At 62.1% G+C, this 13,112-nt stretch carries 10 protein-coding genes and 1 pseudogene; 4 read left to right on the top strand and 7 right to left on the bottom strand.

Annotated elements, in window-relative coordinates:
- The first annotated feature begins 155 nt into the window (after positions 1-155).
- On the top strand, positions 156-1,352 hold the full coding sequence (locus tag F8A90_RS14000; RefSeq protein WP_200017517.1) for an NAD(P)/FAD-dependent oxidoreductase: 1,197 nt from the start codon (positions 156-158) through the stop codon (positions 1,350-1,352).
- Positions 1,353-1,387: 35 nt separating this feature from the next.
- Here F8A90_RS14000 and F8A90_RS13995 read toward each other — a convergent pair whose 3' ends face one another.
- Positions 1,388-2,071: an FRG domain-containing protein gene (locus F8A90_RS13995; RefSeq protein WP_200017516.1), complete on the bottom strand. Its 684-nt coding sequence runs from the start codon at positions 2,069-2,071 to the stop codon at positions 1,388-1,390.
- A 123-nt stretch (positions 2,072-2,194) separates the two neighbouring features.
- On the opposite strand from F8A90_RS13995, the pseudogene F8A90_RS13990 reads away from it, so the two are divergent.
- Positions 2,195-2,323 (top strand): annotated as a pseudogene (locus F8A90_RS13990) (NAD(P)/FAD-dependent oxidoreductase); the annotation flags it as partial.
- Positions 2,324-2,351: 28 nt separating this feature from the next.
- On the opposite strand, the gene F8A90_RS13985 reads toward F8A90_RS13990, so the two are convergent.
- Complete coding sequence (locus F8A90_RS13985) at positions 2,352-3,260, bottom strand: LysR family transcriptional regulator (protein ID WP_200017515.1); 909 nt, start codon at positions 3,258-3,260, stop codon at positions 2,352-2,354.
- A 246-nt stretch (positions 3,261-3,506) separates the two neighbouring features.
- On the opposite strand from F8A90_RS13985, the gene F8A90_RS13980 reads away from it, so the two are divergent.
- Positions 3,507-4,703, top strand: coding sequence for an MFS transporter (locus tag F8A90_RS13980; RefSeq protein WP_200017514.1), 1,197 nt, complete (start codon positions 3,507-3,509; stop codon positions 4,701-4,703).
- A gap of 93 nt (positions 4,704-4,796) precedes the next feature.
- On the opposite strand, the gene F8A90_RS13975 is transcribed toward F8A90_RS13980, so the two are convergent.
- From F8A90_RS13975 to F8A90_RS13960, 4 genes are all read right to left on the bottom strand, one after another.
- Positions 4,797-5,147, bottom strand: coding sequence for a YqjK-like family protein (locus tag F8A90_RS13975; protein WP_166018947.1), 351 nt, complete (start codon positions 5,145-5,147; stop codon positions 4,797-4,799).
- 34 nt (positions 5,148-5,181) lie between these two features.
- Positions 5,182-5,604, bottom strand: a complete 423-nt coding sequence (locus F8A90_RS13970) for a phage holin family protein (RefSeq protein WP_166018946.1) — start codon at positions 5,602-5,604, stop codon at positions 5,182-5,184.
- Positions 5,604-5,942 (bottom strand): DUF883 family protein, encoded by a 339-nt coding sequence (locus tag F8A90_RS13965; RefSeq protein WP_082388358.1) that lies wholly within the window; start codon positions 5,940-5,942, stop codon positions 5,604-5,606. Before F8A90_RS13965 ends, F8A90_RS13970 begins: the two co-directional genes overlap by 1 nt.
- A 473-nt stretch (positions 5,943-6,415) precedes the next feature.
- Positions 6,416-7,630 carry a phospholipase A gene (locus F8A90_RS13960; protein ID WP_233593342.1) on the bottom strand — a complete coding sequence of 405 codons (1,215 nt, stop codon included), beginning with the start codon at positions 7,628-7,630 and terminating at the stop codon, positions 6,416-6,418.
- Between the two features lie 424 nt (positions 7,631-8,054).
- Between F8A90_RS13960 and mscK the strand changes: the two genes are divergently transcribed.
- Entirely contained in the window at positions 8,055-11,606 is a 3,552-nt protein-coding gene (mscK, locus tag F8A90_RS13955; protein ID WP_233593341.1) for a mechanosensitive channel MscK, read from the top strand.
- Between the two features lie 174 nt (positions 11,607-11,780).
- Here mscK and F8A90_RS13950 read toward each other — a convergent pair whose 3' ends face one another.
- Complete coding sequence (locus tag F8A90_RS13950; RefSeq protein ID WP_200017513.1) at positions 11,781-12,998, bottom strand: ABC transporter substrate-binding protein; 1,218 nt, start codon at positions 12,996-12,998, stop codon at positions 11,781-11,783.
- Positions 12,999-13,112 lie beyond the last annotated feature (114 nt).

The raw sequence follows: 13,112 nt of genomic DNA, 5'->3' as shown, positions 1-13,112 counted from the left end.
CCGGTCTGACAAGACACCCTCATCGTCTCTGACGGTGGGGGTGTCGTGTTTTCATGTCCGGCCGCTGGCTGCGGCAGGCTTCTGGTAGAATGCCGGCCCGCCTGTGTCTGCACAGCCGATTTCCTTTCTTTTCCTCGCTTCACGGAGTGTCCCGCATGGCCACATATGACGTCATCATCATCGGCGCAGGCGCGGCAGGCCTGATGTGTGCCGCCACGGCAGGCTATCAGGGCAAGCGCGTGCTGGTGCTGGACCATGCCAACAAGGCGGGCAAGAAGATCCTGATGTCGGGCGGTGGACGCTGCAACTTCACCAATCTGGATGCCGGCCCCGCCAACTTCTTCTCGCGCAATCCGCACTTCTGCATCTCGGCGCTCAAGCGCTACACGCCGCATCACTTCCTTGAGCTGGTCGAGCGCCATGGGCTGGAGCACGTCGAGAAGAAGCCGGGGCAGCTGTTCTGCGCCGATTCCGCCAAGGACCTGCTGGCGATCCTGATGACGGAGTGTGAGTGGGCCGGGGCGGAGATTCGCCTCAGCACGCGCATCACCTCGCTTGAGCGCGCGGGCGAGGGCATGCGGGTCGAGACCAGCAATGGTACGCATACGGCAGGGCGCGTGGTGGTGGCGACCGGTGGCATGTCGATCCCGACGCTGGGCGCGACAGGCTTCGGCTACGACATCGCGCGCCAGTTCGGGCTCGAGGTCACCGATACCTATGCCGCGCTGGTGCCGTTCACGCTGACCTCGCAGTGGAAGGAGCGCCTGTCGCCGCTGTCCGGGCTGGCCTGTGACGTGAGCGTGACGGCGGGCAAGGGCCATTATCGCGAACCGATGCTGATCACCCACCGCGGGCTTTCCGGCCCGGCGATGCTGCAGGCCTCCAGCTGGTGGACACCGGGACAGCCGTTGAGCATCGATCTGCTGCCAGGTACGGACGCCTATGCGGAGCTGCTGGCCCTGCGTGAGCAACACCCCAAGCGCCAGATCGGCCCCTGGCTGGGCGAACGTCTGCCCAAGCGTCTCGCCCAATCACTGATCGAATGGCAGGACGCCGATGCCGGCCGCATCAGCGAGCGCAGTCTGGCCGAGCTCTCCAATGCACGTCTTGAACAGCTGGCCAAGGCGCTCAATCACTGGCAGCTCAAGCCCGCGGGTACCGAAGGCTGGCGCACCGCCGAGGTCACCATGGGGGGCGTGGTCACCGATGCCATCTCGCAGAAGGACTTCAGTGTGCGCGATCTGCCGCAGCTGGCCTTCATCGGCGAGGTGCTGGATGTCACCGGCGAACTGGGTGGCTACAACTTCCAGTGGGCGTGGTCTTCGGCGGTGGCCTGCGGCCTGAACTGCTGACCAGCACCTAATGCTCATTACGCCATGATATATATTTATATATCATGGCGGCCATTAAGATATTTGCATAAGCCTTCAAGATCAGGAAAGAGGGTATAGCTGTTTACGCCATGCCTGTCTAGAGCTTTGAGCATCTTTGATTTATTTTCATTTGGTATGGTGATCTCTATTACTGATTGTTTTATATCCTTGTTTTTTTCAAGTGCTACAAATGATTTTGTTTTTTTTGAATATTTGTGTGAAGTAAACCATCCATGTTGAGCAACAATGCGAGGATTGTTTAGCGTGGGGCGGAAGACTCTAGTTGCTCCAACCTCGAAAGGGCTTTTTTCCGTCCCATGTAAATATTTTTCAGCATAAAGTACGTACACGTACGCATCGGATTTACTATTATTAGAGCATGCAAACCATAAAGCAGCTAAAGGATTACTTGACCAGTCAAGTAAACGAGTTTTTAGCCCAAAATGCTGTGCCACTACAAGCAAATCCCAATCCGACATATCTCTTTCTGTGATTAATGAACCTCCCATTCTACGTAACTCTCTAAGCGTCTCTTTCTCTGCTTCAGTTGTATCTTTTTTGTAATTTTCTCTACATACGCTGGGTAGTAGATTGCCTTTGACAGGTTGCCCTCTAAATAAAATTAATTCAGATTCATTGTCTAAAGACTCTATTAGGTGTATGTACTCAGAAAAACTTGTGACTTTATTTGTTTCCATGTTTTCCTTAAAGATACTTAATTGTAAGATGAGTTATGATATGTATTCTATTTTTATATCATAGTATACATGTTTTAGGACGTATTGAGCTTCTATAATATAGATCGTCATAGAAAATAGAGCAGCTTCAGCGTGCGCGATCTGCCGCAGCTGGCCTTCATCGGCGAGGTGCTGGATGTGACCGGCGAACTGGGTGGCTACAACTTCCAGTGGGCGTGGTCCTCGGCGGTGGCCTGCGGCCTGAACTGCTGACCAGCACCTTCTCGCCACTGGCTGCGTCTCACGCCATCTGCTGGCGGATGACGGGCAGGCGTTGCTCCACCAGCGCGACGAAGGCCTCGATCACCGGGCGGACCGGTATGGTCGGGTAGTGCAGCTCAAGCGGTACCGCGCCGAGTGCCGGGCGCAGGGGGATGAACTGGCAGCCATCGCGCTGCAGGCGGCGGATGCAGCCGGGCGCGATGGCGATGCCCAGACCGGCCGCGACCTCACTGAGCAGCGTCTGCATCAAGGCCGGTTGGCGCTGGATGCGGGGCGAGAAGCCGGCATCGCCGCAGGCACTGATGATCTGATCGAACAGCCCCGTCGCCTGCCCGCGCTGAAACAGCACGAAATCCTCCTGCGCAAGCTCGCTGAGAGCCAGTCGCTTGCGGTGCGCTAGGCGATGCCCCTCGGGCACGACCGCCATCAGCCTATCCTCATAGACGGCCACGGTGGTCAGGCTGTCACGCTGCTCGCTGGGCAGCGGGCGCGACAGGCCGATGTCGATCTCGTCACGCGCGAAGGCATCCAGCTGCTGCTGGGCGCTCATCTCATGCAATGACAGGCTGACCTCGGGATGGTCTGTGGCGAAGTCGTGCATCAGGCCGGGCACGAAGCTCGCGCAGGCCGAGCTCATGTAGCCGATGCGCAGCGTGCCGGTCTGGCCGTTGGCGGCCATCGCCACGCGCTTGCGTGCCTGCGCCTCCAGCACCAGCATGCGCTGCGCTTCTTCCAGCAATGCCTCCCCCGGTGCCGTCATCTTCACTTCCCGCGTATTGCGCCATAGCAGCTTGACGCCCAGCTCGGCTTCGAGGTCGGCGATCTGGCGGCTGATGGCGGGTTGCACGGTATGCAGCTCGCGGGCGGCGGCCGAGAAGCTTCTGTGTGTCGCCACCGAGACGAAGGTTTTCAGTGTGCGGAGTTCCATGCCGGCCCTTGTGGCTGATTGATGTTCAGTCAGTATAAGTCATATCAAGTATTGTCATTTCTATTATAAGCCTGCACTCGCTAGTCTGAAGGCCTGCCAAACCTCCCTTCACCAGTCTCTGCCGTCTCGCCTTGTCTCCTGCCTCTGGCTGCCTGCCGCTGGTCTTGTCTCGCGAGCACGCAAGCAAGCGAGGGGGCGGGGCGCGTAGCGTCTGACAGGAGGGTCCTGTTTCCGAGTGGAGCCGATATGACGACATCAACTTCCCGAGGAATCGCGCAGGATACGCGCGATTCCTCTCGATCACTTTCTGGCGGCGGGCGTTTCACGCTGCTGGCCATCGCCTGTCTGACCATCATGGTGGGAACCGTGGTCGCGCCGGGGCTTCTGAGCATCGCCTCGGCGCTTGAGGTGGAAAGCCATGCCAGCTGGCTGATTACCCTGCCGTCGCTGGGTGCCGTGCTGTTCGCGCCCATCGCCGGGCGCATGATCGATCGCATCGGCGCCTATCGTGCACTGACAGGCGGGCTGTTTCTGTATGGTCTGCTGGGGGCAGGCGGTGCCCTGCTGGAAGGCACCGTCGTCGTGTTCGCCGATCGCATTCTGCTCGGTGGCGTGACCGCAGTGGTCATGGCGGGCGGCACCACGCTGATCTCCGAGTGGTATCACGGCCATGCACGTCTGGCGATGATCGCCCAGCAGGGCATGTCCATCGAACTTGGCGGCGTGATCTTCCTGTTCGTCAGTGGAGTGCTGGCGGGTATCGCCTGGCAGCTGCCTTTCCTGCTCTACCTGCTGGCCTGGCTACTGCTGGTCATGCTGTGGATGATGGTGCCCAGGCAGTCACCTGCAGCCCCTGAGGAAACGGCTGGCAAGTCGGGTCAGCAGGCGCTGTCAGCTTCGCTCACCAGTGTCTATCTGGCGGCGGCCATGGCCATGACCCTGTTCTTCACCGCCATCGTCATGCTGCCCAAGCGCCTGAGCCTGCTGGGGCTGAACGAGGCCTCGACCGGCATCTTCCTGGCGGCGATCTCGCTGGTCGCGGTGGTGGCGGCCATGCTGATGCCGAAGGTCTCACGTGCCTTGCGCGAGATACCGACGCTGGCACTTGCCTTCCTGCTGTATGCCGCCAGCCTGTTCGTCTTCCAGCAGGCCGAGAACATGACGCTGATGAGTGTCGGTGCTGTCTTGTCCGGCATGGGCTTCGGCTTCTCGATCCCCTTGCTCAACCACATGACGGTGGAGCGCAGCCACGCCTCGGTGCGCGGTCGCAATCTCTCCTACCTGACGATGGCGATCTTCCTGGGACAGTTCCTGACGTCCTTCCTGGAGTTCCTGCCCGGTGACGGCAGCAATGTCTTCGGCGCCGCCGCCGTGCTGGGGCTGATCTTCGCGGTGCTCTATCTGGGCGTGTATCTGCTCAAGCGTGACAGCCGCAGCGCTTGATCGCGGTAGGATTCACGGAGCTGCACGTCGCAATGACGAAAAAAGCCCCGCCACCTGAGTGCCAGGTGGCGGGGCTTTCGGTATGTATCGTGATTACTTGTCGAACAATATTCTCAGTCGGCGAATCATCACCCAGCCCATCAGGCCGCGCTTGAGCAGGCTCAGGCCCTTCTTTGGCCGGAAACCGCCCCGCGCCGCGATCAGACCGCCCACCAGCACCAACGGGCCGCGGTATTGCTGGACCTTGGCCCAGCCGCGGTCGATGGGGGCGGTGGCCTCCTTGAGTTCGCGCATCGCATGGCTGACATCGAGGCGCTGCTGACTGATGCGTGCTTCGAGTTCCGCACGTTTGGCGTCACGCGGATGGGCTGACCGACGTCCGTTGCCCTGTACGGGAGGTAGCGCCGGCTCGCGTCGCGCGAGGGATTGTCTGGAAGAACTCATCTCGCCTCCTTGGCAGGCACTGGCAAGCGGGGCATCAATGGTTTTCGCGTTGGCGCTGGCGCTCCAGTGCGTCAGCACGCACATCCTTGAGGCTGTCGCTGTCACGGCTCAGGTTGCTGAGCGTGGAGCGCAGCAGACTGCGCTGGGAAGCGATCACCTTGACGCGCCAGGCGATCAATCCCCCCAATGCCAGCAGGACCCCGCCGCTCAGAGCGATGGCCAGCAGGCGATGGGTATCCCAGAAGGCCACGACCACCAGCAGTATCGCCAGGCCGATGCCGAAGCAGATCAGCATCAGGGCGATACCCGACAGCAGCAGCATCACGAACAGCCGTTCGCGTTCTTCCTCGAGCTCCAGCACGGCGAGACGCAAGCGCGTCTCGCCACTCTCGACCAGGCTCGCAGTCAGACGTCGGATGGCGCCAAGTACGCGTTCAACCGGCCCTTGCTCCTGCATCAGCGACGGCCAAGCAGCATGCCGACGACGACACCGGCGGCCGCGCCGATACCGACACTGGTCCACGGGTTGTCGTGCACGTAGCGATCAGCGCAGTCCACGGATTCGCGCGCGCCAGCGGCGAGACGATCGCCCTGTGCACTGAGGCGGGCGCGGGTAGCTTCCAGGCGAGTCTGGGCGCGGGCGCGGGCTTCCTTCATGCTCTCGCGGGAATCTTCAGCCGAGGCGTGCAGCAGTTCCTCGACGGTCTGGGACAGATGGCGCAGATCTTCCTTCAGCTGGTCGGTGTTGGCACCGGTCGCGGAAGTGGTGTGATCGCCGATCTTTTGCATAGCCATGGTGTAACTCCTTCCCGTATGTCGAATCAGATTTCGCGAATGGTGAGCGCGGTGTTGTCTGCGCTTGACTCTCGAACTCTCTCTTCCCTGGGGCGCCGCAGGCGGCAGGGCATGACCTGAATCCGCTTGCGCGAGACTTCCTGCAAGCATCGTCAGCACGTCGTCATGACGCGTCTTGCGTGGTCATGCACAAGTCGTGGGGGTCGAACGCGACAAACACAAGGGCAAGATACGCACAGAGCACGATATCGCCATGTCATATGCGGGAGACATGATCTGGATCATGGGCGTGCCATTGGATTCATATGGGCGGTCCACATGAGCGGTGGTCCACATGGGCGGCGCCTACGGGCGGGGCAGATGGCAAGACGGGCAGCCTGGGCTGCCCGTTGCGGGAGGGTCATGCGAGTGCTTGCGTCAGCACTCTTTGATCAGAACTTCTGGATCAGGTCTCTTTGATCAGGTCTCTTTGATCAGGTCTCTGGCGAGCCGGCGAAGAAGGTATTGATCGAGAAGCCCAGGCCAAAGCGATTCACGCTGTGGTCGTAGTCGATCAGGCTCTCACCGTAGCCGTGGTAGTACTGCACGTAGCCACGTACCTTGCCGAACAGCGGGAAGGAGTAGTCGAGCTGGTTGCCGTAATTGCCCTTGGAGGGGTTGCCACGCACCATCCAGGTGAATTCGTGCTGATCCGCGGTATAGCCGACCGTGATGTCGCCGTAGCCGATGTAGTTGTAGAGGTCCGGGTTGTCGTCTTCGTCGGACTCCTCCGGCACGCGCCAGTGCGGCGTGACCGCGATGGCCCAGTCGCCGTTCTGGAACATCATGTCGGCGTAGACGCGGTTCCAGCTGCGCGACAAGGGGTCGGAACGGCCATTGGACTGATGCGCGAAACCGATGCGGTTGCGGGTATTGGTCCAGCCGAACAGCTCATAACGATTGTCGAACTGCAGGAAGGCTTCCGGCTCGTAATTGGTCTCGCGGAACGGCGCCGAGGCATCGGAGTTGTAGGCCTGCCACCAGCTGCGCTGGGTATAGGCGAAGAACACGTCGCCATTGTCACCGAAGATGTCATCCATCAGCTCGACCTTGAGGCTGAGCTGATATTTCACCTCGGTCTTGTCCACCTCGCCTTCCCGGGTGACTTCGGCAAAGCCATTGGCATCCGGGTTGGTGTTGTAGGCCCAGGGCAGCAGGTAATTGCGCTTGTAGGCGGTGATGGCCAGCGGATTCTTCTCGGCATCGTCCTCAAGAACGACACGCTCCTTGGCACGCTGCTGAGCCAGGCTTTCATCGAGGGGCGCGTCAGCGCTCTGGCCTTGTGCCCGCTCGGTCTCGGCCGCTTCCGCCGAGTAGCGGTCGTAATCCGCATCGTCCCGGTTGGAGAGGAATACCTGCTCGGTACGCGGGTCACTCTCGACGTCCTGCGCCGTGTCCGGCGCAGAAGCTGCCAGTTCGCGCCACTCGGTCTGGCTCATGGCACCCGCACGGGCCTGGGCGGCAGTCATGCCCAGTGCTTCGGGAGCGAAGCGCTTGCCGTTGACCAGTACTACGCGTCCCTCGGTATCCATGGTGTAGGGCACGTCGGCTGCTGCAGGTGCGGCAGCACCCAGCAGTACTGTGGCCAGCACTCCCGAGAGGCGTGCAGGGACGGACCGGAATCCGATGGAGGCAAGGCGGAGGGGCATGGAAGTATCCTGTCGGTTACACCGCGGCGGGGGAGCAGGGCATTATGGAGCAATGTTCATGACATGTCTGCCATTCTACTGGCGGCGCAGTGTCCGGTTCCAGCACGAAGATTCCGACAGGTGCGTCGCCTCGATGCGACGATGCATGCCGCTCACGCTGGCCTGAAAGCACCGCTTTTCCATCCTGTCATTCTTTGCTTCATTCTTCACTTCGCTCTCTCGTTCATTCTCCCTCTCATCCTATGCTGGGCGCCGCTGGCAGACGTTTGCCGACAAGGATTGCGTGGGATGCAGCGCCAGTCGACAATGCGGCCCTTGCCCGCGTTTGCGACCTGTCACGATGTCATCCTGCATGGCTGACGGCGGCCAGGCGGGGCAGTGGAGCCGATGAAAAAGCGCGGTGGTGACCATTGAGGAGACAGCTGTGACAGGTAACAAGTCCTTGAGACTGATGATGTTGGCAGGCGCCTTGCTGCTGATGGTGCTGCTGGCCTGGGTGCCGGCCACGGCCAGTGCGGACGCCCCGAAGCGTGCTGATGTCCAGACTCAGCTTGAAGACCTGCAGAGCGTCGAGAAGCCGGATGCCGACACGCGTCAGCGTATCGCGGACCTCAAGGATACCCTGACGGTGCTGGACGACCTCGCCGAGGCCAGCAGCAACCTGAGTTCTCTCAAGAATGAGGTCAAGGAGGCGCCGGCGGAGCTGGCGAAGGCACAGGCTGAGCTGGCGCGTCTGCCCCAGGATTACACCCCACCCAGCATCGCGTCACTGGAAGGCGAGTCGGTCGAGGCCCTGGACAAGCGCATGACCTCGATCCTGGACTCGCTGCAGAACCTGCAGGACAAGCTGGCCGACACCAACCGGCGCCTGATCAATGCCCAGAGCCTGCCGGAGCGTTCGCGCTCGACCCTGGCCGATGCTCAGCAGCAGGTGCAGCGCCTGCAGACCCAGCTGGGTGGCAACACCGATGACGACCTGTCCGGCACCGGTCGTGATCTGATCGAGGCCCGTCTGGCATTGGCCGAAACGCGTGGCGAACTGAGCCATTCAGAGCTCAATTCAAGCTCTCTGCTGCGTGAGCTGGCCCAGGTGCGCAAGACACTTTACAGCCGCCAGATCGCCAATCTGGAGCAGGACCTGGAGCAGATCCAGACCCTGGTCAACGACAAGCGCCGCAACCAGTCCGAGCAGACCATCGCCGATGCCACCAGTGGCGAGAACGCCGCGCTGGCCGACAATCCCATCTTCCAGCAGGTACTCAACCGCAACCGCGAGCTCAGCAGCCAGCTGCTGGCGATTACCGATCGCGTCAACGCCGTGATTCGCGATGGGCTGGAGGTGCGCACCCAGCTTGATCGCGTCACCCAGGTCGAGCGCACCATGAGCGAGCAGATCGAGGCCATCAAGGGCAGCGTCCTGCTGGCGCGTATCCTGCGCGAGCAGCAGAGCCGCCTGCCGCAGGTCGATGTGCGCAAGGACTTGAAGGAAGAGATCGCCGACCTGCGCCTCAAGCAGTTCGAGCTCAACAAGGTGCGCGAACAGCTCGCCGATATTCCGGGCTATCTCAATTCGCACGTGCTGGGCGAGGCCGCGGCGCTGGAGCGCCCCGGCGGCAATGCCGATGTCAGCCAGGTCAGCGCCGAGCTGCGTCAGGCATTGATCGGTCAGCTGGAGGCGCGCAAGGAGCTGGTCGACAAGCTCGACAAGGAATACGACAGCCTGTTGGCACGTGCCATTGACCTGCAGCTCAACCAGCAGCAGTTGCTCGAAGTCTCCGGACGTCTGCGCCAGACCATCGAGGAGCAGCTGTTCTGGGTCGCCAATGGCAAGCCACTGGATCTGGAATGGCTGTCACGCACCCCGGAAATGCTTGCCGAAGAGCTCAAGCCCACCGTCTGGCGCGGCGTGGTGGCAGGGCTGTCCAAGGGCTTCCAGCTCAATGACCTGTGGGTGGCGTTGCCGGGCTTGCTGCTGCTGATCTTCATCACCTGGAAGCGCTCGCGCATCCGCGCGCGCCTGGCGGATCTGCACGCCCAGATAGGGCGCCTGAAGCAGGATACCCAGCTGCATACGCCACGCGCCATTCTGCTCAACGTCCTGTTGGCCATACCCGGCGCGCTGGCGCTGGCACTGGTCGGCAGCGTGCTGTCGCTGGGTGAAGGCGTCATGCTATGGGCGCTGGGGCAGGCGCTTTTGAAGCTTTCTCTGGCGTGGGGCATCTTCGCCATCTTCCGCCGGCTGCTGGTCAAGGACGGCGTCGCCGAGCGTCACTTCCAGTGGCCGGCCACCTACGTAGCGGAGCTGCGCCGCCACATCTGGTGGCTGGGCTTCGCGCTGCTGCCGGTGGTGCTGACCACCAACATCATCAGCGAGGCTGACCTCAATCTGCTCGAACGTCCGCTGGGGCTAGCCATTCTGTTCGTGGGCCTGATGGCGATGAGCTTCTGTCTGTCGCGGCTGATACTGGCCCACGTCCCCTTCTTCGGCCTCAAGCTGTTCCGACTGATTCTGGGTCTTGCGATGGCGCTGGTGCCGGTGGCGCTGGGCGTGCTGATCTGCCTTGGCTACGAGTACACCGCGCTGCGCCTGTGTGGCCGCTTCATCACCACCATCTTCCTGTTCGGAGCCTGGATTCTGGTGGAAGCCACCGTGGTGCGTGGTCTGGCAGTCGCCGCGCGGCGACTGGCGTATCGTCGCGCCGTGGCGCGTCGCCGCGCCCAGGTCCAGGAGGGCGCCGAAGGCGGTGTCGAGGTGGTGGAAGAGCCGCCGCTGGACATGGAGCAGGTCAACTCCCAGTCATTGCGTCTCTCGAAGCTGATTCTGGTCATCAGCTTCCTGGCGATCTTCTATGTGGTGTGGGCCGATCTGCTCAATGTGCTCAGCTATCTCGACAGCGTGGTGGTGTGGGAAATCGCCGCTTCCGTCGAGGGCGATTCGGCGACGCCCATCTCGCTGGCGGATTTGATCGCGGGCATGATCACCCTCGCCGTGGCGGTGATGATGGCGCGCAACCTGCCGGGCCTGCTGGAAGTCTCGATCCTGTCGCGGCTCGAGCTCAAGCAGGGCTCCAGCTATGCGATCACCTCGCTGCTGTCCTATGTGATCATGGCCACCGGTTTCGTGATGACTTTGGGCAGCATGGGCGTCAGCTGGGACAAGCTGCAGTGGCTGGTGGCGGCGTTGAGTGTCGGGCTGGGCTTCGGTCTGCAGGAGATCTTCGCCAACTTCATCTCGGGCCTGATCATCCTGTTCGAGCGCCCGGTGCGCATCGGCGACACCATCACCATCGGCAACCTGCATGGTACGGTCAATCGCATCCGGATTCGCGCCACCACGGTGACGGATTTCGATCGCAAGGAGATCATCATCCCCAACAAGACGTTCGTTACCGACCAGCTGATCAACTGGTCGCTGTCGGACAACGTCACGCGGGTGGTGCTCAATTTCGGTGTCGCCCATGGCAGCGATCTGGATCTGGCGCATCGTCTGTTGATGCAGGCCGCCCAGGAAAACAAGCGGGTGCTCAAGGACCCGGAGCCACTGGTATTCTGCCTGACCTACAACCAGGACAACTTCGGTTTCGAGCTGCGCATCTACGTCAATGACCTGACCGATCGCCTCTACGCCACCGATGAGATCAATCGCTGGGTCGATGCACGCTTCCGCGAGCACTGCCTCAAGGTCGCCTTCCAGCAGATGGATGTCTGGCTGCATCGCGCCGATGGCACCGAGCGCCTCGTCGAGCAGCGCAGCGCCTCGGCGGAGCCATTGCGCCCCGCCAGCGGCTCATTGGAAAGCAGCGAGGCGGAAAGTACGCAGTATCAGAGCAGCGAGCACCGGGAAGGTGGCGCGCTGATCGCGCGTCGCAAGCCCGCCGATGGTCTGGCAGGCCGTGAGGACGCCGGGCTGCGTGAGGCCGCACCGGATGCCGAGGACGGCGACGGTGACGGCGGCGGAGATGCCGGTGGCCGTTGATGCCGAGGCCGCTGCTCATGTCATTGAGTGCCGTATGCCATCACGCACAAGGCGCCCCTTGGGGCGCCTTGTGCGTGATGGGCACGGTCCTGTGTCCAGCGCGCCCGGTAATGGCGCCTTTTGCAGATCGAGCCGTGAAAGAGAGGGTGTGCTAGTCAGGCCTGACGACACGGATCATTGGTTCAATTCTGGCGGCGTTGCTGACGGGGTCTGGCCCTGACCCTGACCCAGGTTCGCCTCACCGGCAACGGGAGCGGGTGCCTCGAATTCCAGCACCCAGCGGCTCAGGAAGCTGGCCTGCTTGAGGCGATCGAGTGTCGCCAGCAGGCCAGGGCCGATCTCGATCGGGCGTAGCGCATCGCCCAGCTGCTCGCGCATATGCTGGGCACTGCCCTTGCCACGCACCTCGGGGTGCAGCGCGCCCAGCTGACTGTCGCTGGCCACCGCCTGCTGGCCCTCCAGACTCAGCCACCAGTCGAGAAAGGCTTCACCGGCCTCGGGATGAGGCGCCTGCTGGGGTATGAAGGCCAGCCGGCGCTGAATCAGCACATAGTCTTCCGGCACGATCACCACCAGCTCCGGATGGGCGCGGGCAAAGGTCACCGCGTAGGGGCCGACCAGGTTATAGGCGATGTCCACCTCGCCGCTGGCCAGCGCCTCGAGCATGGCACCGGTGGTGCTGGCCAGCCTGGCATCGGCCTGTCCCATGGCGCGGACCAGCGTCCAGTAGCGCGGCGATTGCCGGGCATCGGACACGGCATAGGTAAAGCCGGAGCCGCTGCTGCGCGGGTCATAGCTGATGATGCGGCCACGCAGCTGCTCGCGGCGCGTCTCGAGCAGGTGCCAGAAGTCGCGATGACTGCGCAGCACATCGAGGGGATTGCGCAGGCCGTCGAGGTCCGCCAGGCGCTTGAGCGCATCGCGTCGTGCCACCATCACGATCGGCTCGAAGCTCATCGCATACAGCTCGTTGCGCCAGCGTGAGTTGGCCGGCCAGGCGTTCAGGTTGGGGGCCTCGAGTGCCAGAGCATGACCCTGATTGGCGAGTCGGTACTGCAGCCCCATGGCCGAGGAGATCATCAGATCCGCCTGCGGTGTCAGCGGTGCCTGCAGGTACTGTGCTTCAAGTCCCAGGGCGGAGCGATTGACGTAGTGCAGCACGCGCTCAGGATGCTGACGGCTGTAACGCAGCAGCAGCGGGCGAATCTCGGGCAGATCCAGCGCGGCGTGTATCGTCAGGTCTGCCGCGAGGCTGGCGTCGCTGTCAGGCGCGGGCGCCGCGACTGGCTGGCCGCCCTGCAACCACAACGATTGATGCTCTTCGAGCAGCGGATCGAACGCCGCCCGGGCCCCCGCCTGGGTTGCGGCCTGACTGACGGGACTCAGAAGCATGGCCAACCCCAGGCAGACCACCAGTCTTCCAGCGCGCTGTCTGCCCGGGCCTTGATTCACAGGGCCGTGACTGTCAGGGCCGTGATTGTCAGAGCTGTGATTGTCAGGGCGCTG

It is taken from the genome of Cobetia sp. cqz5-12 (assembly GCF_016495405.1).
Taxonomy (GTDB): Bacteria; Pseudomonadota; Gammaproteobacteria; order Pseudomonadales; family Halomonadaceae; genus Cobetia.
Note: the sequence above shows the minus strand (reverse complement) of the source record. Positions and strands in the feature narration are given on the sequence as shown.